This is a genomic window from Candidatus Methylomirabilota bacterium, assembly GCA_035709005.1.
Taxonomy (GTDB): domain Bacteria; phylum Methylomirabilota; class Methylomirabilia; order Rokubacteriales; family CSP1-6; genus 40CM-4-69-5.
The window spans coordinates 1-20191 of sequence record DASTFB010000046.1 but is presented as its reverse complement, the minus strand read 5'-3'; the positions used below and the strand labels follow the sequence as shown (position 1 = coordinate 20191).

The 20191-nt window shown below is 70.3% G+C and carries 18 protein-coding genes; 8 read left to right on the top strand and 10 right to left on the bottom strand.

The genetic code is table 11. From position 1 onward, the window contains the following. The 3 genes from VFR64_06765 to VFR64_06755 form a co-directional block, all read right to left on the bottom strand. The coding region (locus VFR64_06765) for a cobalamin-independent methionine synthase II family protein (GenBank protein ID HET9489436.1) at positions 1-938 on the bottom strand (938 nt) is incomplete at its 3' end. A 6-nt stretch (positions 939-944) separates the two neighbouring features. Next, complete coding sequence (locus VFR64_06760) at positions 945-1877, bottom strand: cyclase family protein (GenBank protein ID HET9489435.1); 933 nt, start codon at positions 1875-1877, stop codon at positions 945-947. 4 nt (positions 1878-1881) lie between these two features. After that, a complete protein-coding gene (locus VFR64_06755; GenBank protein HET9489434.1) occupies positions 1882-3594 on the bottom strand; it encodes an amidohydrolase family protein in 1713 nt (570 codons plus the stop codon). 149 nt (positions 3595-3743) lie between these two features. Between VFR64_06755 and VFR64_06750 the strand changes: the two genes are divergently transcribed. Together VFR64_06750 and VFR64_06745 are read left to right on the top strand one after the other, a co-directional pair. Beyond that, a complete protein-coding gene (locus tag VFR64_06750; protein HET9489433.1) occupies positions 3744-4280 on the top strand; it encodes a VOC family protein in 537 nt (178 codons plus the stop codon). Between the two features lie 20 nt (positions 4281-4300). Further along, entirely contained in the window at positions 4301-5359 is a 1059-nt protein-coding gene (locus VFR64_06745) for a hypothetical protein (GenBank protein ID HET9489432.1), read from the top strand. A 328-nt stretch (positions 5360-5687) separates the two neighbouring features. On the opposite strand, the gene VFR64_06740 is transcribed toward VFR64_06745, so the two are convergent. Together VFR64_06740 and VFR64_06735 are read right to left on the bottom strand one after the other, a co-directional pair. After that, positions 5688-5825 (bottom strand): hypothetical protein, encoded by a 138-nt coding sequence (locus VFR64_06740; protein HET9489431.1) that lies wholly within the window; start codon positions 5823-5825, stop codon positions 5688-5690. A gap of 65 nt (positions 5826-5890) precedes the next feature. Beyond that, a complete protein-coding gene (locus tag VFR64_06735) occupies positions 5891-8269 on the bottom strand; it encodes a xanthine dehydrogenase family protein molybdopterin-binding subunit (protein ID HET9489430.1) in 2379 nt (792 codons plus the stop codon). Between the two features lie 85 nt (positions 8270-8354). Here VFR64_06735 and VFR64_06730 point away from each other — a divergent pair, with 85 nt between their 5' ends. Continuing rightward, on the top strand, positions 8355-9095 hold the full coding sequence (locus VFR64_06730) for an HD domain-containing protein (protein ID HET9489429.1): 741 nt from the start codon (positions 8355-8357) through the stop codon (positions 9093-9095). Between the two features lies 1 nt (position 9096). On the opposite strand, the gene VFR64_06725 is transcribed toward VFR64_06730, so the two are convergent. Further along, complete coding sequence (locus tag VFR64_06725; GenBank protein ID HET9489428.1) at positions 9097-10248, bottom strand: mandelate racemase/muconate lactonizing enzyme family protein; 1152 nt, start codon at positions 10246-10248, stop codon at positions 9097-9099. A 77-nt stretch (positions 10249-10325) separates the two neighbouring features. Here VFR64_06725 and VFR64_06720 point away from each other — a divergent pair, with 77 nt between their 5' ends. Genes VFR64_06720 through VFR64_06710 form a run of 3 tightly spaced genes read left to right on the top strand, consistent with a single transcriptional unit; the run spans position 10326 to position 12912 of the window. After that, positions 10326-11219 carry an SMP-30/gluconolactonase/LRE family protein gene (locus VFR64_06720; GenBank protein ID HET9489427.1) on the top strand — a complete coding sequence of 298 codons (894 nt, stop codon included), beginning with the start codon at positions 10326-10328 and terminating at the stop codon, positions 11217-11219. A gap of 2 nt (positions 11220-11221) precedes the next feature. After that, complete coding sequence (locus VFR64_06715; GenBank protein HET9489426.1) at positions 11222-12247, top strand: LLM class flavin-dependent oxidoreductase; 1026 nt, start codon at positions 11222-11224, stop codon at positions 12245-12247. Between the two features lie 17 nt (positions 12248-12264). Then, positions 12265-12912, top strand: a complete 648-nt coding sequence (locus tag VFR64_06710; GenBank protein HET9489425.1) for a DUF1326 domain-containing protein — start codon at positions 12265-12267, stop codon at positions 12910-12912. A gap of 22 nt (positions 12913-12934) precedes the next feature. On the opposite strand, the gene VFR64_06705 is transcribed toward VFR64_06710, so the two are convergent. Further along, positions 12935-13753 (bottom strand): isocitrate lyase/phosphoenolpyruvate mutase family protein, encoded by an 819-nt coding sequence (locus VFR64_06705; GenBank protein ID HET9489424.1) that lies wholly within the window; start codon positions 13751-13753, stop codon positions 12935-12937. A 26-nt stretch (positions 13754-13779) separates the two neighbouring features. Continuing rightward, a complete protein-coding gene (locus VFR64_06700) occupies positions 13780-14988 on the bottom strand; it encodes an MFS transporter (GenBank protein HET9489423.1) in 1209 nt (402 codons plus the stop codon). A 47-nt stretch (positions 14989-15035) separates the two neighbouring features. Here VFR64_06700 and VFR64_06695 point away from each other — a divergent pair, with 47 nt between their 5' ends. After that, entirely contained in the window at positions 15036-16244 is a 1209-nt protein-coding gene (locus tag VFR64_06695; protein HET9489422.1) for an amidohydrolase/deacetylase family metallohydrolase, read from the top strand. 44 nt (positions 16245-16288) lie between these two features. Here VFR64_06695 and VFR64_06690 read toward each other — a convergent pair whose 3' ends face one another. Both VFR64_06690 and VFR64_06685 read right to left on the bottom strand, forming a co-directional pair. Next, complete coding sequence (locus VFR64_06690) at positions 16289-16489, bottom strand: cold-shock protein (protein ID HET9489421.1); 201 nt, start codon at positions 16487-16489, stop codon at positions 16289-16291. Between the two features lie 132 nt (positions 16490-16621). Further along, a complete protein-coding gene (locus VFR64_06685) occupies positions 16622-19195 on the bottom strand; it encodes an ATP-binding protein (GenBank protein ID HET9489420.1) in 2574 nt (857 codons plus the stop codon). A gap of 78 nt (positions 19196-19273) precedes the next feature. On the opposite strand from VFR64_06685, the gene VFR64_06680 reads away from it, so the two are divergent. Beyond that, positions 19274-20191: Ldh family oxidoreductase (locus VFR64_06680; GenBank protein HET9489419.1), on the top strand; the 918-nt coding region annotated here is incomplete at its 3' end.

Sequence of the window (20191 nt, the reverse complement as noted above, 5' to 3'; positions counted from 1 at the left end):
ACGCGGCGCCGTACGTCGGCGGCCGACTCCAGCTGGGGACGCTTGCTGCTGACCAGGCCCAGGACGACGGCCTTGCCGCGGGGCACGAACCGGAGCGGCTCGAAGCTGCCCGAGCGCTCGTCGTCGTACTCGAGCAGGAACCGGTCCACCTGCAGCGTCCCGAACAGCTTCTCGGCGATCGGATCGTAGCCGCCCTCGGCGTACCAGTGGCTGCGGTTGTTGCCACGGCAGAGGTGGATGGCCACGGTCAGGCCGGGGCGCCGTACCCCTTCCAGACAGGCGTTGTCGGCGCGGATCGCCTCGTCCAGCGCGGCGTCGGGATCGAGGCCCATCTCCGTGCGGAGGTACTCCCGCCACTTCGGGTCGATGTAGTAGCTGTACCGGGGCGCGTCGATCTGCACGTAGCGGATGCCCTCCTCGACGAGCGCGCGCACCTCGGCCCGGATGATGGCCACCACGTCCCACAGGAACTCCGACGCGCTCGCGTAGACCGCGTCGGACACCCCCTGCTTGTAAGCGATGGCCGGAAACTGGGTTGCGCTGGGCAGGGTCATCTTGATGATGCCCGAGCAGTGCTGCTTCATGAAGCCGACCTCGTGCGCGGTGAGCCGGCGCAGCTGGCGGAGCCGCGCGTTCACGATGCCCGTCACGCTGCGGACGGTCCCCGCCGGGCCCTGCCAGGCCCGGGCCACGGCGTCGGTGTGGTCGAAGCCGGCCACAGCGTCGGTGAAGTCGCTCATGAAGTTGTTCCGCCGCAGCTCGCCGTCGGTGAAGACCTCGAGGCCCAGGTTGCGCTGGCGGGCCAGCCCCGCCAGGATCGCGCGATCCTCCATCTCCCGGAGCTGGTCGGCCGTCACCGCCGGATCGCTACGGGCCCGCAGGAGCTCAGGGGGACGCAGGAAGCTTCCCACGTGGTCGGCGCGGTACGGAGCGGCCATGACCCGTCAGAACACCGCCAGCGGATTCGCCGGCGATCCCGTGCCGCCCACCACCCGGAGCGGCGCGATCACCAGCATGAACTCGTCCCGGCCCTCCTCCACGCAGGCCCGGGCCAGCGGCTCCAGGAGCGCGTTGTCGACGAGGGCCACGCCGTAGGCGAAGAGCGCGGCGTGAACCGCCCACGGGATGTCGTAGCCGATGGGCAGGTGATCGAGCATGTCCCAGACCAGCACGCTGACGTCGTGGTCGCGCAGGAAGGGCAGACACGAGACGTGCAGCCCCGGCCGTTCCAGGGGACCCGGCCCGAACGGCCGGCTGTAGGGACGTTCGGGATCGCGAGCCTGCCAGGCCTCGCGGCCGGCGTAGACGCAGACGGCGTCGCCGGGCGTCAGCTGGATGCCCCGCGCCCGGAGAATGTCGTCCAGCTCCCAGCCGTGCACCGGGGCGTCCTGGGTCACGCACGGCACGCCCCGGTGGCGGGGCACGTCCAGCAGCACGCCGCGCGTGATGATGCCCTCGGTCCAGTGCTCGATGGAGCCGAAGGTCGCCCCCTCGAACGTGATCTCCCGCTTGGGATCGCGACCGTTCCACATGGCCTCCTCGTCCCAGGTGTGGCAGAGCGCGTCGATGTGGGTCGAGGCCACGCCATGGTAGAAGATGCCGTAGTAGTCGGCGGCGAAGCCGCCCTTGCCCCGCGCCATCGTCCGCATGTAGTGCTGCGCGGGGAGCGCGTTGTTGGGGCCGGGCTCCTTGGGGAACGGACGGCTCAGCGACACGCTGCGCCCGCTGCGCACCAGCCGCGCCGCCGCCGCGCGCTTGGCCGGCGTGATCAGGTTCAGCGCGCCGACCTGGTCGTCCTTGCCCCAGCGCCCCCAGTTGCGCCGTTCCTTGATGTACCCGAGCACCTCCTTTTCCGAAGGCAGTGGACCCTCGGGCACGGCGTTATGCCCTCCGGGCCAGCGGGCCGCGCAGGAGCCGGCCGGGGAGCGCGCCGGTGTGCTTGCCGTCGCGCAGCAGGACTTCGCCGTTCACCACCGTGGCCGCCACGCCGCGCGTGCGCTGCACCAGGCGCCGGGCGCCGGCCGGCAGGTCGTCCACCACCTCCGGCATCTCCGCCGCGATGGTGTCGGGATCGAAGATGACCAGGTCCGCGGCCATGCCCTCCCGGAGCAGGCCGCGGTCGGCGAAGCCCCACAGGGTGGCCGGCACCAGGGTCAGCATGCGCACGGCCTGCTCCAGCGTGAAGGCCTGCCTGGCTCGCACCCAGTGACTGAGCAGGTGCGTCTGCAGCGAGGCGTCCATGAGCTGGGAGACGTGGGCGCCGGAGTCCGAGAACGTCACGACGCAGCGCGGGTGGCGCATGATCTCCAGGGCGACGTCCTGGTCCTCGTTGGCGACGGGCTGCAGGAAGAACAGGTCCAGGTCCCTGTCCAGCGCCAGGTCGATCATGGCCTCGGCCGGATGCTGACCGCGCTCCCGCGCCACCTCGGCCACCGAGCGATGCGGCCCGTCCACCGTGTCGAACACGAAGAGCCAGTCGTAGTTGGCCGGCCGGGCCTCGGTGCCGAGGGCGCGCCGGTCATCGCGCGCGCCCGAGTTCTCCACGAGACGACGGCGCAGGTCGGGGTCGCGCAGCCGCCGCCGCTGCTCCTCGATGGGCAGGGCACGCAGCTCCTTCCACACGGGCAGGCGGTCGAAGGGCAGCTGGGTCTTGAACGACAGCAACGCGCTCAGCGAGCGGCTGTGGGCCTGGGCGAACATGCGGCCCCCGGCGGCGGCCGTCTCGTCGAGCAGGTCCAGGTACTTGCGCCAGACCCCGGGGACGGCCCGCCGGCCGAAGACCCCGAACGTCACGGGGCGACCCGTCTCCACGGCCAGATCGCGCAGGCGCACGTGGTAGTCCCGTAGTCCCGGGTTGCCCGGCGTGCGGTCGACCTCCTCGCCGGCCAGCTCGAAGATTCCCGCGCCCAGCTCGCCCATGGCGCCCACGAGGCGACGCACCTCGTCCCACGTGGCCACCCGGCTCGCCACCGGACGGCCGTCGGGCGTCTCATGGCTGGGCGAGCGAGAGGTGGTGAAGCCGATGGCGCCGGCGCGCAGGGCGTCCCGCAGCTCGCGCGCCATGGCGCGCAGATCGTCCTCTCCGGCCGGCTGCTCGAAGGCCCGCTCGCCCATCACATAGGTGCGCAGGGCCGAGTGGCCGATGTAGCCGGCGTAGTTGATCCCCTTGGGCAGGGCCTCCAGGCAATCGAGGTACTCGGGATAGGTAGTCCACCGCCATTCGATACCGGCAGCCATCGCCGCGGGCGGGATGTCCTCGGCGCGCTGCAGATTGCGGATCACCATGTCCTTGTCGGCCGCCGCGCAGGGGGCGAGGGTGAATCCGCAGTTGCCCATCACCACAGTGGTGATGCCGTGCCAGCACGAGGACGTGCCCAGGGGATCCCAGAAGATCTGGGCGTCCATGTGGGTGTGCCCGTCGACGAAGCCGGGCGCCACCACCTGGCCGTCGGCGTCGATGACCTCCCGCGCCCGGTCACGGATGCGGCCAATCGTCACGATGCGCCCGTAGCGCACGCCCACGTCCGCCCGGTAGCGGGGCAGGCCGGATCCATCGATCACCACGCCGTTCTTGATCACCAGGTCGTACGCCATCGTCAATCTCCGTTTCGAGGGGCGTCACGGCTCCGCCGGGGCCCCCACTATCGTCGACGCACATCCTACTGCACTTGGCGGCGCGTTGCGTGCCGTCCGTGGATCGCCTACACTCGGCCAGGATCGACGCCTCCCAGGGAGATACAAGGATGTCGGACAAGGCAGACGCCCCCCGCGAATTCGAGCTGCGCAAGATCGGTCACGTCGTGCTCCAGGTGAGCGATCTCGAAGCTTCGGTGCGCTTCTACACGGAGGTGCTGGGCCTCAGGATCAGCGACCGCTACCCTGACAGCATGCGGCCGGGGGGCATGGTCTTCCTGCGCGTCAACACCGACCATCACGGCGTGGCGCTTATCGGCGGCGCGCCCAAGCGGGACGCGAGCCGTATGGATCACTTCGCCTTCGAGGTGGGAAGCCTGGACGAGGTGTTCCGGGCCCGCGGCTGGCTCAAGAAGCAAGGCATCCCCATCCACTTCGAGGGCCGCCGGCGCGCCGGCTGCCAGTTCGCCATCGAGTTCCAGGATCCCGACGGCAACAACCTGGAAATCTACTGGAACATCGATCAGGTGGGCACCACGGGCGCGGCCCGCCCGGGGTCCGAGTGGCGGCCGGCCCGCAGCCTGGAGGACGCGGTGGCCAACCCCGTGCCCGGCCAGCGCCTGCCCACGATCTCGAGCTTCCACTGAGACGACAAGCGAGGCGCCACATGGCCAGCGCATCCGGACGCTCTCACGTCTTCGTCGGTGCGGCGCGAGTCGGGTCCCATTCCCGCGGCGGTCTCTTCCGGCAGGCCGTGGGCAATGGTCACTGGGAGCAGCTCACCAAGGGCTTGCCCGACGCGGTCGACGTGCAGGCGATCACCGTGCACCCGACCGAGCCCGACCTGATCTACCTGGGCACGCGGAGCGGCCTCTACCGCAGCACGGACGGGGGCGAGCGCTGGGAGCGTCTCGGTATTCCCGAGGGCGTGGAGGTGTGGTCGGTCCTCGTCCACCCGACCGACCCGCGCCGGCTCTACGCCGGCACGTCACCGGTCGGCGTCTTCCGGAGCGACGACGCGGGCCAGACGTGGCGCCGCCTGGCCCGGGCGGTGCAGCCCGAGCGCATCCGGATGAGCTTTGCCTGCCGGGTGATGCGACTGGCCATCGACCCGGCGAAGCCGGAGGAGGTCTATGGGGCGCTGGAAGTCGGAGGCGTCATGCGCAGCCCCGACGGTGGCGAGACGTGGGACGATTGCAGCACGGGGCTGGCGGAGCTCGCCGAGCAGCCGCACCTCAAGAGCCGGATCCAGAGCGACTCCGACACGGAAGGCATGCTGGACAGCCACGCGCTGTGCGTGAGCGCGGCCCGCCCGGGCACGGTGTTTCTCGCCGTCCGGATGGGCCTGTTCCAGAGCGTCGACCGGGGAGCCACCTGGCGCGACATGGAGATCGGCCGGTTCTCGCCGCTCACGTACGCGCGGGACGTGCGGGTCTCGCCGCAAGATCCGCGCACGCTCTACGCCTGCCTCAGTCCGGCGGCCCGCAGTGAGGATGGCTCCCTCTACCGTAGCCAGGATCTCGGCGAGACCTGGACACGCTTCGACCGCGGCATCAAGGCCGACAGCACCATGATGGCGGTGGCCCTGCATCCCCGCGATCCCGAGCAGGTCTATTGCGTCAGCCGCAGCGGTCAGGTCTTCGGCACCCGGGATGGGGGCCGCGCCTGGCACGAGCAGCGCCTGCCCGACGGGGTGACGGACGTCTATACGATCGCCTGTAGCTGAAGACCCCGGGAAATCTCCTTCCGTGATCTTCCCCCGCCCTACCCGGAGGCTCGCCCGCAGAGCCTGACAAAACCAGGGTTTGCGCGGGGGACCGGATCTTGCACCCTGATCCGGCTGGCGCGCACAGCGCCGAGTCCATTGTGGCCCAAGCGAGACGCACCGATCTCGCGGAGGAAAAACGCATGAAGAAACTGACAGCGGCACTTCTCGTTGGCATCCTGGCGTTGGTACCTGCGATCGCCCTCGCCCAGAGTGGCAGTGGCGCCGGCGGCACGAAGCCTCCGAGCAGCAGCCCGTCGGGCGGCAAGAGTCCATCGGGCAGCGGCGTTCAGAGCGCACCGAGCACGTCCCCCAGCTCGCCCTCGGCCAGCCCGTCCGGCTCGGGCGACACGATGTCGAAGTACCGCACCAAGGCCGACTGTGAGAAGGCCGGCGGCATGTGGTCGGCTTCGGCGAAGAGCTGCACGGCGAAGAAGAAGTAGCGCAGTGGGCCCGCGCATCCCGGGGGGGTGCGCGGGCTCCCTCCTCGCTTCAGGCCCGGCTCGAGCTCCGGGCGTCCTGAATCGCTCGCCAGACCCGCTCCGGCGTGGCCGGCATCTCCACGTGCTCCACGCCCAGCTCGGCCAGCGCGTCGACGATAGCATTGACCACCGCGGCCAGCGCGGGCGTGGTGCCGCCCTCGCCGCCGCCACGGAGGCCCAGGGGATTGGAGGTCGAGGGCACTTCGCTGAGCTCGGTGGTGAACGACGGCACGGCGTCGGCGCGCGGGACAGCGTAATCCATGAACGTCGCCGAGTGGAGCTGGCCGGTGTCGGCATCGTAGGCGCACTGCTCCCACAGCGCCTGCCCCACGCCGGCGGCGATGCCGCCGTGGGCCTGCCCTTCGAGGATCAGGGGATTGACGGCGCGCCCCACGTCGTCGACCGTGGTGTACCGCACGATTTCGGTCACGCCGGTGTCCGGGTCGACCTCCACCTCGCACACCGCGCAGCCGTACGGGTACGAGGGCACGCTCATGGTCTCGTCCCCGGTACCAACCAGCGGCCCGCGCAGCTCCGCGGGGGCGTCCGCCCGCAGCGCGGCCGCCGCTACCTCGAAGAGGTCGACCGAACGATCGGTCCCCCTCACCGTGAACCGGTGCCCCACCAGCTCGATGTCGACGTCGGCCGCCTCCAGCAGCCAGGCGGCCTGGCGCCTGCCCCGCTCGACGATCTCGTCGCAGGCCCTGGCCATCACCACGGCGCCGAGCCGCATCGAACGCCCCGAGTGCGACCCGCCCCCCACCGACGCCACGTCGGTGTCGCCGGTGATCATTCGCACCCCGGCCAGCTCCACGTCGAACCACTCGGCGATGAGCTGGGCCAGGCTCGTCTCGTGGCCCTGCCCGGCCGACAGCGTACCGATCACCACGTCGATCTCGCCGGAGGGGCGCACGGTGATCTCGGCCCGCTCGCGCGGCGCGCCGGTGTTGAGCTCCAGGTAGTTGGCCATCCCGATGCCCCGATACCGGCCGCGCCGGCGCGCTTCGGCCCGGCGCGCCTCGAAGCCGGCCCAGTCGGCCAGAGCGATCGCCCGGTCCTGCGCCGCCGGGTAGTCGCCGCTGTCGTAGAGCAGGCCGAGCGGGTTGCGATACGGCATCGCCGTCGGCGGCACCAGGTTGCGGCGGCGCAGCTCGACACGGTCGAAGCCGTGGCGGCGCGCGGCCAGGTCGATCAGCCGCTCCAGCGCGAACATCACCTCCGGCCGGCCCGCGCTGCGATACGGATAGGTCGGCGCCGTGTGGCTGTGCACGCCCTGGCCCCGCACCGCCGCGGCCGGCACGTGGTAGACGCTGGGTAGCACCGCCACGCCCTTGGCCAGGGGGATGAAGGACACGCCGTGCGCGCCGACGTTGCTCGTGTTCACGCCGCGCAGGGCGAGAAACGTGCCGTCGGCGTCCAGGGCCAGCTCGATGTGGCAGACGAGGTCGCGCGCCTGATAGTCGGTGAGGAAGCCTTCCCGGCGATCGCCGGTCCACTTCACGGGCCGCTTCAGGCGCCGGGCCGCCCACGCGATCAAAGCGAACTCGGGGTAGAAGGCGTTGCGCGTGCCGTAATTGCCGCCGACCTCCCGGGCCACCACGCGCACAGCGCTCTCGGGCACGCCCAGCGTGCCAGCCAGATCGCTCTTGATGCGGACCGAGCCGCCCGAGCCGGCGTAGAGCGTGTAGCGTCCGTCGGCCTCGTCCCAGACGGCGAGTGCCGCCCGCGGCTCCATGGGCACTCCGGTGACCCGATTCACCTGCGTCTGCAGTCGCACCACGTGGGCGGCCCGGCGGAAGGCGGCGTCGGTGACGGCGGCATCGCCGGCCTGGGAATCGACGCACACGTTGGATTTCGACTCCTCCCAGACGATCGGCGCGCCCCCGGCGGCCGCCTGGGCGGTGGTGGTGACGGCCGGCAGCGGCTCGAAGTCCACGGCGATCTGCTCGGCGCCATCGCGAGCCGCCGCCGCCGTCTCGGCGATGACCATGGCCACGGCCTCGCCCACGAAACGGGCCCGGTCGGCGGGCAGCGGCCGATGGACCGAGATGAAGAATGGCGAGCCGTCGGGACTGCGCAGCGGCACCTCGTGCGGATTGGTCGGCACCGGGCGGTGCGGGATCGGCTGCAGGCCGTCGGCGGCGGAATCCGCGCCGGTCAGGACGGCGAGCACGCCGGGGACGGCCAGGGCGCCGGCCGGGTCGATCCGGCGGATGCGGGCGTGGGCGTGCGGCGAGCGCACGAAACAGGCGAAGGCCTGACCGGGGAGCGAGACGTCGTCCGTGTAGCATCCCCGCCCCGTGACCAGGCGCGCATCCTCCCGGCGGCGAACGGGCTTGCCGAAGCCCTCGCGAGCGACACGGGTGCGGGAGCTGAGGAACGACGCCATCGCGCTGCTCTAGATCGCACATCCCCCGGGGCTTGTCCAGCCCGGTGGCTTGACAGTCGGTGGCCCGGGGATCGATCATCCGAGCATGAACACACTCGAACTGGCCGAGGCAGCCGAGCGGGCGATGATCCAGGAGCTGGACCGCTTGATCGTGGTCAAGTCGGTCATCTACACCTCGGGCGAGCGCGATCCCCGGCGTCCTATCCAGCGGCCCCCGGGCAACGGCAAGACGTACGTGATGGGGCACGATCCGCGCCTGCCTCGCATGCCCGACAAGCCGACCCTGTTCGATTTCTTCCGCTACCGCTTCGGCCCCGCCAACCACCTGCTGCAGAGCGCGCGGCTGGCCCGCAAGAACGGGGTCGACGAGAAGATCGTCCTGGCGTGCCTGCTGCACGACATCGCCAACATCGGCTTCATCCGAGGCGACCACGGGTACTGGGGCGCCCAGCTCGTCGAGCCCTACGTCGACGAGGAGGTGAGCTGGGCCATCCGCTACCATCAGGCCCTGCGCTTCTATCCCGACGAGTCGGTCGGCTACAAGTACCCCGACAGCTACATCAAGCTCTTCGGCCCGGACTACAAGCCCGAGCCCTACATCGAGCGGGACTACCAGGACGCCCGCAACCACAAGTGGTACATGAGCGCGCGGCTGATCTGCGTGAACGACCTCTACGCCTTCGACCCCAACGTGCAGGTCGAGCTCGAGGAGTTCGAGGACGTGGTCGGCCGTCATTTCCGGCAGCCCCCCGAAGGGCTGGGCTTCGACGCCAGCCCCGCGGCCCACATGTGGCGCACCATCATGTGGCCGACCAAGTACCTGTGAGCTAAGGGCCCTCGTCGCGGGGCGTGGGCACCGGCCGGGCCGGCAAATCGCGGCCGGCATAGCGCGTCAGCACGTTCTCCCGCAGCTCGATGCCCAGCCCGGGCGCGGTGGGCACGGCCAGATAGCCCCGCTCGACCCGCAACGGCGCCACCGCCACCTCCTCGCCGCGCGGCTCGAAGTTCATGAAGTATTCGGTGATCAAGAAGTTCGGGATGGCCGCCGCCACTTGCACGGTGGCGGCCAGGCCCACGGTGGTGCTGTTGTAGTTGTGGGGCGAGACTACCACGTGAGCGGCCTCGGCCATGGCCGCGATCGACCGTAGCTCGTCGATGCCTCCCACGTTGCACACGTCGGGGTTGATGATGTCGGCGGCCCGCCGCTCGAGCACGTCGCGGAACTCGTATCGCGTGTAGAGCTCTTCCCCGGTGACGATCGGTATCCGGATCTGACGACGGCACTCGACCAGGGCGCGCAGGTCGCGGGCCGACACGGGCTCCTCGTACCAGAAGGGATCGAAGGGCTCCAGCAGGCGGGCCACCCGCACGGCGTGCATGGGGGCCAGCCGCCGGTGGACCTCGATCAGGAGATCCACCGAGGGTCCCACCGCTTCCCGCACGGCGCGCACCGTCTCCACCGCCTGCCGCTCGGCCTCGCGCGCGATGTGGGTCCGCCACGGTCCGGGGAACGGGTCGAACTTGAGCGCGGTGAAGCCCCGGGCCACCGTGGCCCGGGCCTTCGCCGCGTAGGCCTCCGCCGTCCTCGCCCCCGCGTACCAGCCGTTGGCGTAGACGCGGATCCGCTCGCGGCAGGGACCGCCGAGCAGACTCACCACGGGCACCCCGAGGCGCTTGCCGGCCAGATCCCACAGGGCCTGCTCGATCCCGCTCACGGCGCTCCAGAAGTCCATGGCCCCACGCTTGGCCGCGAAATCGTGGTAGGCCCAGTGCGTGAAGTGACGGATCTGGCCGGCGTCGCGTCCCACGAGATAGCGCCCGAGTTGCCGCACGTGTGCCGCGATGGACTGATCCCGGTCGGCCTGCGTGTACGACTCCCCCCAGCCGTGCAGGCCGTCGGACGTCTCGACCTTGACGAACAGCCAGTTCTTGCCGGATCCCGAATCGACGATGAAGGGGGTGACCGCCGTCACTTTCATGCCCCCCGAATATCATGCGGCGTCCCGCGCTACAATCCAGGTCCCGGTGTGGCTGGCCCGGGAGGAGGCGATCCCCGATGGGCGACGCACTGTCGGACGTCCTCGTGACCACGGACGCGGAACGCCTGGCCACGGGATTCGTCTTCACGGAAGGGCCCCTGTGGCACCCCGACGGCTTCTTCTACTTCGTCGACATTCGCCGGAGCGAGCTGCACCGTCTGCGCCCCGGCAAACCCCCCGAGCTCGTCAGGAGCGATACCGGCGAGGGCAATGGCACGACGTTCGACCTGCAGGGCCGCCTCGTCATCTGCGAGGGAGGCAACCGGCGGGTCACCCGCTGGACCGACGGGCCGCGGGGCGAGGTCCTGGTGGACCGCTACGAAGGCAAACGCCTCAACCGCCCCAACGACGTGGTGTGCGCCTCCGACGGCAGCCTCTACTTCACCGATCCCGGCTTGCGCCGGCCCCTGGCCGAGCGCGAGCTGCCCTACGCCGGCGTCTACCGCATCGCGCCCGACGGGACGACCACGCTGGTCGCGGACTGCGAGTATCCGAACGGCCTGGCCTTCTCGCCGGACGAGCGCATCCTCTACGTGGCCAACAGCCGCTGGACGGCGTACATCCACGCCCTGGAGCTGGACGCCGGCGGCCGGCTGGTGCGGCGGCGGATCTTCGCCGACATGTCGTCGGACGAGACGGAGGGCGTCCCCGACGGCATGAAGGTCGACGTGGAAGGCCGGGTCTACTGCACGGGACCCGGCGGCACCTGGGTCTTCGCGCCCGACGGCCAGCGCCTGGGGATCATTCGCATGCCCGAGGTGCCGGCCAACCTCGCCTTCGGCGGCCCCGACCTCCGCACGCTCTTGCTCACCGCCCGCACCTCGCTCTACGCCCTGCGCGTCAAGGTGCCGGGCCAGCCCCATCCCTGGTATCTCACGCGCTCCCGGGCGCGGGCGGGACAGAGAGGATGACCATGGACTTCGGCACGTTCCTGCTCCTGCAGTCCCCCTCCGCCCGCTCTTCGCAGGAGATCTACGCGCGGGGCATCGAACTCGCGCAGGCGGCCGAGTCGCTCGGCTTCGGCAACATCTGGCTCGCCGAGCACCACTTCTCGACCTACGGCTACCTCTCGCGCCCCACCCAGCTGGCCTCGTACATCGCGGCCAAGACCACGCGGCTGCGGGTGGGCACGGCCGTCATCGTCGTGCCGCTGCATCACCCGCTGGTGGTCGCCGAGGAGATCGCCACCCTGGACGTGCTGTCCGGCGGGCGGCTTGATGTCGGGCTGGGACGGGGGTATCAGCCCTACGAGTTCGAGCGCTTCGGCCTGGACCTGGCTACCGGGCGGGCCCGGTGGGATGAGTCGATCGACATCATCATGAAGGCCCTCGCCGGGCAGCCCTTCAGCTACGACGGCAAGTTCTTCAAGATCCCCGAGACCATGGTGTTTCCCCAGCCGGTCCAGCAGCCGCGCCCACCCGTCTGGATCACGGCCCAGAGCCCGGAGTCCCTGGAAGGCGCGGTGCGGCGGGGGTTCAACGTGCTCACCGGGGGGTTCGGCATCTCCATCGACCGGCTGGCCGAGTTCCGGCGGCTCTTCGACCGCGTCGTGGCCGAGGTCAAGCCGGCCGAGCCGCTGGAGGTCGGAGCGCAGCGGGCCGTCTACGTGGCGGACAGCCAGGCCGAAGCCCGGGCCGCCGCCGACGAGGCTCGCTGGAACATGCGGGTGACCCTGAGCCTGCGCAACCACTACGAGCGGGTCGAGCGCGGCCGGGCCGTCCCCGTGCCGGCGCCCAGCGAACCCGACATCGACGACCTGCTCGACCGCTTCCTCGTCATCGGGACGCCCGACGTGTGCATCCGCCAGATCAAGCGCCTCCAGGACCAGGTCGGCATCACGCACTTCAACTGCAGCTTCTGGTTCGCCGACGTCGATCAGCCGCGGGTGCTGCGCTCGATGGAGCGTTTCGCCCGGGAGGTCATGCCGGCGTTTCGGTGAGCGAACGGGGAAGCCACATGACCGACATTCCGGCCTGGCACATCGTGGGCGACTGGTTCGACAACTGCAGCTGCGCGGTGGCCTGCCCCTGCACGTTCGCGCAGGCTCCGGACAACGGGGCCTGCGAGTCGGTCCTGTTCTGGCACATCCAGCGCGGCCACTACGGCGACGTCAATCTCGACGGGCTCAGCTTCGTGCGGGTGGGGCGCTGGGAAGGCGATCTGTGGGCCGGCAAGGCCAAGGGGGCGGCCGGGCTCTTCATCGACGAGCGCGCCGACGAACGCCAGGCCGAGGCGCTGCCTCTCATCATCGGGGGCCGCGCCGGCGGCTTTCCCGCCGAGGTCGCCGCGCTGTTCACCGAAGGCCGCCAGGTCCGTGGCGTCGAGCGGGCCAGGATCTCGTTCGAGATCGCGCCCGACCGCGGCCACTGGGGTGTGGAGATCGCGGGCAAGGTGAAGGCCTGGGCCAAGGCGCTGACGGGACCGACCAGCCTGCCGGGAAAGTATCCGCAGCTCATGAACGCGCCGGGCTGCGAGACCGGACCGGGTCCCCAGCTGGTGACCTGGGGCAAGTCGACCCTCTGCTCCGTGAACGCCTTCGGCTACACGTTTCAGTGGACGACGAACTCGAGCAAACACATCCCATTCGACTGGACCGGCCCGTGACCGGCGACGATGCGGCGCCGACTCAGGCCGACAGCAGCGCGTTCAGCTCCGCGGTGGTCAGCGAAGCATCCAGGTAGCCGAACGTGCCCTTGTCCTTGACCTCGCGCGCGGCACCGAGCAGCCCCGTCATCGCCGCGCGATAGAGCGAGGTGGCCAGGCTGATCCGCCGCACGCCGGCCTCCGCCAGCTCGGGGACGGTGAACGACTTGCCCTTGATGCCGGCCATGAAGTTGACGGGTCTCGAGACGGCCGCGCACACGTCCCGCACGGCGGCCAGATCGGGCAATCCTGGCGCCATCAGCACGTCGGCCCCGGCCTTCTCGAAGGCCTGCAGCCGTCGGATCGTGTCGTCGAGGTCCGGGTGGCCGCGCAGGAAATTCTCGGTCCGGGCCGTCAGGGTGAACGGGAACCCGAGGCCGCGGGCCGCCTCCACGGCCGCGGCGATCCGCTCGGTCGCCTGGCCGATGTCGTAGCGCGGCCTGTCCTTGTCCCCGGTCGCGTCCTCGATCGAGGCGCCGACCAGCCCGACGGCCGCGGCCAGGCGGATCGTCTGCGCCACCACGGCCTTGGCGTCGCCAAAACCCTTCTCGAGATCGGCCGACACCGGCAGATCGGTCGCCTCCACGATGGCGCGCGCGTGGGCCAGCGCCTCGTCACGCGTCACCTGGCCGTCGCGCCGGCCGAGCACGCCGGCGCAGGCGCCGCTGGACGTGGCCAGCGCCAGGAACCCCAGGCTGGCCAGGAGGCGCGCCGAGCCGGCGTCCCAGGGGTTCGGGATCACGAACGCCCCCGGCCCCTCGTGCAACGCGCGAAAGCGGGTGGCCTTCTCCAGCTGGGTCATCATGGCGACGTCCTCCTGTCGAGCGGTCAGCGGCCCGGCGCCGCGGGGACGACGGCCAGCGGCGCCCGGGCTTCGGTGGTCGGGATCCGGCCGGGCAAGAGCAGGACGCAAAAGGTGGTGAAGGCCGCCATGACCGCCATGGCCACCAGCAGCGTGCCGAAGCCGGCCGCCTTGACCGTGGGCCCGAGCAGGTAGACGGCGAGCGAGCTGACGCCGAACGACACGGCCAGTCGTACGCCGGCCACGCGCGAGCGCATCCGGTCGTCGACGTACTGCACGATCATGGCGTCCACGAAGGGAATGGCCCCGAAGACGAAGATCATGAAGCCCAGGACGGCCACGTAGAGTGGCCAGCCGCCCGCCCCCGCGGCCAGGAGGAACAGGGGCGCCTGCATGGCCACGACGGGCAGGTACACCCACTTGAGCGGGTAGCGGTCGATGAGCTTGCCGACCACGAGCTGGGCGAACGAGGCCACCGTGTAGACGATCGCCAGGAGCACGCCCAGCGTGGCCGGGTCGTCGATCAGCCCGGCCAGGCGCTCGGCCAGCAGGTGGCCGTTGCCGTTGGTGGTGAAGTTGAAGATCAGGCTGCTGGAGATGGCGGCCAGGGTCATGACCAGGAGCACCCGCGCCATCACCGAGCGGGGCAGATCCACCGAGCGCTTCGGCCGCCGGGCCGGCGGCATGTCCTCTTTGGGGACCAGCGCCAGGAAGAGCACCGCGCAGAGCAGCGCGATGCCGGCGGGGACGGCGAAGGCGGCCCGCCATCCGGCGTACTTGACGAGGAACCCGGTCAGGACGGCGGCGATGGCGATACCGAGGTTGCCGGCGAGGCCGTTGAGGCCGATGGTGAACCCCGGGTTCCGCGACTGCTGCACGAGCATCGGGATACCGACCGGATGGTAGACCGACGCGAAGACGCCCATCACCGTCAGCGCGGCCGCCAGCGACCACACCCCGGTGGACGTGGCGATCAACAGGCCGGAAACGCCCATGCCCAGGAAGAACACCACGATCATGGCGCGCCGGCCCCACAGGTCACCGAGGCGGCCGGCCGGCAGCGAGCCCAGGCCGAACATCACGAAGGCGCCCACCGTGTAGGGCATGAGATCCTGCCACAGCATGCCCCACTCGGCGGCGATCGCCGCCACCGCGGTCGCGAAGATGAGCAGGAACAGGTGGTCCAGCGCGTGGCCGGCATTCAGCAGAAGGGCCGTCGGGCTCCCGTTGGACATGGAAGGATTCTACACGACGAGCTATGATGGCGGCCCGGAGGCCTGCCATGTACGACCTCGTCCTCAAAGGCGGAAGAGTGCTCGACCCGGCCAGCGGCCTCGATGGCGTCCTCGACGTCGCCGTCGAGCACGGCAAGATCGCGCGGGTGGCCGCGGGAATCGCGCCCACCGAAGCGGCGCGGGTGATCGAGGTGAGCGGCAAGATCCTCACGCCGGGATTGATCGACCTCCACGCCCACGTCCTGGAGGGCGTCAACCGCACCGGCGTCAATCCCGACCTCGGCGGGGTCCTGGCCGGCGTGACCACCATCGTGGATGCCGGGAGCTCAGGGTCGGCGACGTTCGGCGCCTTCCCGCGCCACATTCTCCCGCGCTGTCACACCGAGATCGTGCCCTTCCTGCACATCTGCCAGACGGGGCTGGCCACCCGTCCCGACATCATCGCCGAGAGCAGCATCAATCTGGCCGATACCGTGCGGGTGGCCACGGAGCACCGCGGCCTCATCTGCGGCATCAAGGCACGCATGGTGTCACCGGCCCTCGAGATCATGGGCATGGAGATGCCCAAGCTGGCCAAGCGGGCGGCGCGGGAGGCCGACATCAAGCTCATGATCCACATCGGCGACACCGAGAAGCGCTATGACCCGAAGGTGATCCATCCGCTCCTGGGCCTGCTGGAGCCGGGAGACATCCTCACCCACTACTTCACGCCCAACCCGGGCGGCGTGCTGGACGCCAACGGCAAGCTCGTGCCCGAGGCCCACGAGGCCGCCGACCGTGGTGTGTGGTTCGACACTGCTCACGGCCGCATGAACTTCAGCTTCGACGTGGGGCGGCGCATCATCGATCAGGGCCTGCTCCCACACTGCATCAGCACCGACCTCACCGTCCCCGGTCGCCTGAACACCGTGCACAGCATGACCGAGATGATGACGCGCTTCCTCGGCCTGGGCTTCACGCTGCCGCAGGTCGTCACCATGTGCACGGTGAATCCGGCCCGGGCCATCGGCGCGGAAAACCGCCTGGGCACGCTGGGGGTGGGGCGCCAGGCCGATATCTCGGTGTTGCAGATGCAGGAGGGGGACTGGGTGGTCTACGACATCCTGGGGACCGCCTTGCGTGTCGACCGCGCGCTGGCCCCGCACCTCACGGTGAAGCGCGGCCAGGTCTTCACGCCCGACTTCGGGCCGCGGCCCTGGGGCTGGTGGCCCGAGCGCACGCGTCCCGCCATGCCGGTGGCCGGCGGCTGCTGCTAGCTGGGGACGCCGCGGCGACGACGCCGCGGCGTTCTCTCGTTCGACTACGCCTTACGGACGTTGGCGGCCTGGAGCCCCTTGGGACCTCGGGTCACCTCGAACTCCACGCGCTCGCCTTCGGCGAGGGACTTGAAGCCCGCCGCCTGGATCGCGCTGTAGTGCACGAAGACGTCCTCGCCGCCTTCCTGCGTGATGAACCCGAAGCCTTTCGCGTCGTTGAACCACTTGACTGTACCGGTTGCCATGTTTCCGTGCCTTTCTTGGGTTTGGCCCCGGGCTCCAGGCATACAAAAACGCCGCGCGAAACTGGATCTCGCGCGGCTCGTAAACCGAACTGCCTGAACCAGAAGCGAGGTTAGCCTAACGCGGCCGAGGCTTCACGTCAAGGGAAGATCCTTCCCGACGGTGACGGTGTCGAGGAGCTCCGCTAGCTGGTCGGGGGGCACCGGCTTGGTCACGTGGGCATCGAACCCGGCGTCGAGCGCGCGGCGACGATCTTCGGCCTGGCCGTAACCGGTGATCGCGATGAGCCGCATCGACTCGCGTCCCGCTACGGTCGCCAGCCGCCGGGCCACTTCATAGCCATCGAGACCCGGAAGACCGACATCGATCAGCGCCACATCGGGACGCAGCGCGATGGCCTTGGCCAGCCCACTCGTGCCGTCGACCGCCTCGTGCACCTCGTGACCGTCCAGGCTGAGGGCGAGGCTGAGCATCTCGCGGGCGTCGTTGTTGTCCTCCACGATGAGCACCCGACACCGACGGTTGGGCCGACGCCCGGCCCCCGAGCGCCGGGGCTGGGAAGGCGCGTCGACAGAGGGTAGCGTCACCGTGAACATGCTGCCGCGGCCGGGCCCGTCGCTGGACGCCCGCACCTGGCCGCCGTGGAGCTCGACGAGGCGTTTCACCAGGGTGAGCCCGATGCCCAGGCCTCCCTGGCGGCGGTCGAGACCCGCGTCAGCCTGCACGAACAGATCGAAGACCCGGTCGAGGAGGTTCGGGGGGATGCCGACCCCGGTGTCGGCGACCTCCAGCACGGCGGCGGCGCCGTCCCGCTTGACGCGCACCGTCACGTCGCCCCCGCTCGCCGTGTACTTCACGGCGTTGGCCAGCAGATTGGAGACGATCTGCTCGATCCGTGTCTCGTCGGCGTCGACCCACACCGGCGTGACGTTCACGATGACGCGATGCCCTTCCAGCCGCCCGGACGACCGCCAGGTAGCCAGGACGTTCGTCACCACGTCGGCCAGATTCAGCGGCTCCCGGGTGAGCACCGTCTTGTCCATGGTCACGCGGGTGACGTCGAGCAGATCGTCGACCAGCCGGGACAGGTGGGTGAGCTGCCGGCCGATCACCTCGCGGGCGCGGGCGCCCCGCTCGTCCGGCGTCGGCGCGGATTGCAGAACACGAACGGCGCCGGCGATGGCGCCCAGCGGGTTGCGCAGCTCGTGCCCGAGCATGGCGAGAAACTCGTCCTTGGCCCGGTCAGCCGCCCGCAAGCGCTCTTCCGCGCGCTTCTGCCCTTCGATGTTGGTGAAGGTGCCGAACCACTTGACGATCCGGCCGGCGGCATCGCGATAGGGCACCCCCCGTCCCAGGAACCATTGATACCGCCCGTCCACCCCGCGCAAACGGTGTTCGATCTCGATCGGCTCGCCCCGCTCGAGCGCCCGTTGCCACCGCGCCCATACGGTCTCCCGCTCGTCGGAGTGGACGGCGTTGATCCAGCCGCGGCCCACGGCCTGCATCGGTGGGGCGCCCGTGTAGTCGTGCCAGCGCCGGTTGAAGTAGTCGACCTGGCCACTGGGGTCGGCCGTCCACACGAGCTGGGGCATGGCCTCGGCCAGGGTGGCGAAGCGCTCCTCGCTCTCCCGCAAGGCCTGTTCCCGGGACCGGATCGCCACCGCCGCTTCGGCGAGGGTGCGGCCGAGCTCCTTCACCTCCTCGATCCGTGATTGCTGATCGATCTGGACTGGCTCTCCCCGGCCGATGGCTTTCGCCGCAGTGGCCAGCGACACGATCGGCCCGGCGATCCGTCGGCCGAACATCAACGCGAGGACGAATGCCAGCAGCCCGCTGGCGGCGACCCCGGCCCCCATCGCCCACCAGGTGGCCCGGGCCGAGGCGTTCACCACGGGCGCGGGGACGCCCATGGCCACGGTCCAGCCACTGAAGCGGGAGCGGTGGTAGGGCGTGTAGACCTCGGTGCCTTCGAGCGTGCTTCCGTGAAACCAGCCATGGGGAGCCCGGGCGAGCGCGGCCCGCAGGCTGTCCGAGGCCGGCTGGCCCACCGTGCGCTCGGGCGCCAGCGTCCGGGCCACGATGCGCTGGTCGCCGTCGAGCACGACCACGACCCAGTCGGAGGGAAGCCGCTGCGCCGACAGGATGGCGCTGATCGCCTGCGGCTTGACGACGGCGGAGAGCACATAGGGCGTAACGCCGCTCCGCACGACCGGCACGCGGACGGAGAACATGCGCTCCTGGAGCAGCTCGTTCTCCACCAGGCCGCTGATGACCGGCCGGCCCGTCTTCACGACCCGCTTGAGGCTCGGACGGTCGCTCACCATAGGAAGCTCGGCCCCGAAGGGGCGAAGCACGTTGACGATCTGCTGCCCCGACGGCCGTGCCAGGTGGATGGTCGCCCAGGTCGGGTGGCTCCGCAGGACCCGCGCCGCTTCCGCGTGGAAGCCCGCCAGATCGTCGGTGTCGAGCCTGTGGGACGTGGCCAGTACCTCGAGGGCCGTGATGGAGCCCTCCAGCTCCGCGTCGATAGCCGTGAGCAGCGCGAACGTCAGGTCCGTCGCGCTGCGCTGAAAGTTGGCCCGCTCGCGCTGGGCGACGAGCACCGACGCGATCACCGCGAACACGATCATGGGCAGCAGCGTGATGAGGGTGAGGTCGACGAGGTGCGAGCGAAGCTTCCGACTGCGTAAGATTGGTGAAGGCAGCATGCGGCGCGCTTTAGGGTAGCGTCGAAGGCTCCGTTGCAGCAGTATACATCGGGAACCAGCCATTCCGGGAGGTCAACCATGCGAGCCCCTGCCCCGCTGATCCGTCAGCAGCTTGTGTCGGTGCTCCGCGCCTGGGGCATGTCAGAGGCGCACGCCGAGACCACGGCCGAGATGATGCTGGAAACCGATCTGCGCGGTGTGGACTCCCACGGGATTTCGATGCTGCCGACCTACGACCGCGAGTTTCGCAGCGGCCGCCTCAACATGCGCCCGCTGTTCAAGACCGTGCGGGAGGGCCCGGCCAGGGCCCTGATCGATGCCGACGCCTCCCTGGGCCATCCGGTCTCCGTGTACGCGATGAACCTCGCCGTCGACAAGTGTCGAGACACCGGTGTCGCCGTGGTGTCGGTGTTCAACTCCCACCACTTCGGCGCCGCGGGCTGCTACTCGCGGATCGCCGCCGAGCGCGGGGTCATCGGCATGGTGACGGCATCCACCCGCGGGGTCACCATGGTGCCCACCTTCGCCGCCGAGCCCGTGATGGGCACCAACCCGATCGCCTTCGCGGCGCCCGCCCGCCGCCACCCGCCGGTCCAGCTCGACATGGCGACCACCACGGTGGCCGCTGGCAAGGTCAAAGTCTACAAGCTGAACCATCGCCCTGTGCCCCCGGGCTGGGTCGTCGACGGCGCCGGCCGGACGGTAACCGACCCCGAGGAGGCCTTTCGCTACGTCTTCGAGCGCCCGGAAGGGGGCATCACGCCGCTCGGCGGGGCCCGGGAGCTCGGCGGCCACAAGGGATATGGGCTCGCGGTCATGGTGCACATCCTGGGCGGAGCCCTGTCCGGCGCGTCCTTCTCGCCCATCCGCAACCGGACTCAGAAGCCCTCCGACCCCCACAACATCGGCCACTTCTTCCTCGCCATCGACCCGCGCGCCTTCCGGCCCGACGGCGAGTTCGAGAACGACCTCGATCAGGTCATCGACGTGCTCCAC

What these genes read in the sequence shown, in the direction of transcription:
- VFR64_06755 (HET9489434.1), bottom strand. Translation starts at nt 3,594, where the DNA reads ATGGCGTACGACCTGGTGATCAAGAACGGCGTGGTGATCGATGGATCC.
- VFR64_06750 (HET9489433.1), top strand. Translation starts at nt 3,744, where the DNA reads ATGTCGGACAAGGCAGACGCCCCCCGCGAATTCGAGCTGCGCAAGATC.
- VFR64_06745 (HET9489432.1), top strand. Translation starts at nt 4,301, where the DNA reads ATGGCCAGCGCATCCGGACGCTCTCACGTCTTCGTCGGTGCGGCGCGA.
- VFR64_06735 (HET9489430.1), bottom strand. Translation starts at nt 8,269, where the DNA reads ATGGCGTCGTTCCTCAGCTCCCGCACCCGTGTCGCTCGCGAGGGCTTC.
- VFR64_06730 (HET9489429.1), top strand. Translation starts at nt 8,355, where the DNA reads ATGAACACACTCGAACTGGCCGAGGCAGCCGAGCGGGCGATGATCCAG.
- VFR64_06725 (HET9489428.1), bottom strand. Translation starts at nt 10,248, where the DNA reads ATGAAAGTGACGGCGGTCACCCCCTTCATCGTCGATTCGGGATCCGGC.
- VFR64_06720 (HET9489427.1), top strand. Translation starts at nt 10,326, where the DNA reads ATGGGCGACGCACTGTCGGACGTCCTCGTGACCACGGACGCGGAACGC.
- VFR64_06715 (HET9489426.1), top strand. Translation starts at nt 11,222, where the DNA reads ATGGACTTCGGCACGTTCCTGCTCCTGCAGTCCCCCTCCGCCCGCTCT.
- VFR64_06710 (HET9489425.1), top strand. Translation starts at nt 12,265, where the DNA reads ATGACCGACATTCCGGCCTGGCACATCGTGGGCGACTGGTTCGACAAC.
- VFR64_06705 (HET9489424.1), bottom strand. Translation starts at nt 13,753, where the DNA reads ATGACCCAGCTGGAGAAGGCCACCCGCTTTCGCGCGTTGCACGAGGGG.
- VFR64_06700 (HET9489423.1), bottom strand. Translation starts at nt 14,988, where the DNA reads ATGTCCAACGGGAGCCCGACGGCCCTTCTGCTGAATGCCGGCCACGCG.
- VFR64_06695 (HET9489422.1), top strand. Translation starts at nt 15,036, where the DNA reads ATGTACGACCTCGTCCTCAAAGGCGGAAGAGTGCTCGACCCGGCCAGC.
- VFR64_06690 (HET9489421.1), bottom strand. Translation starts at nt 16,489, where the DNA reads ATGGCAACCGGTACAGTCAAGTGGTTCAACGACGCGAAAGGCTTCGGG.
- VFR64_06685 (HET9489420.1), bottom strand. Translation starts at nt 19,195, where the DNA reads ATGCTGCCTTCACCAATCTTACGCAGTCGGAAGCTTCGCTCGCACCTC.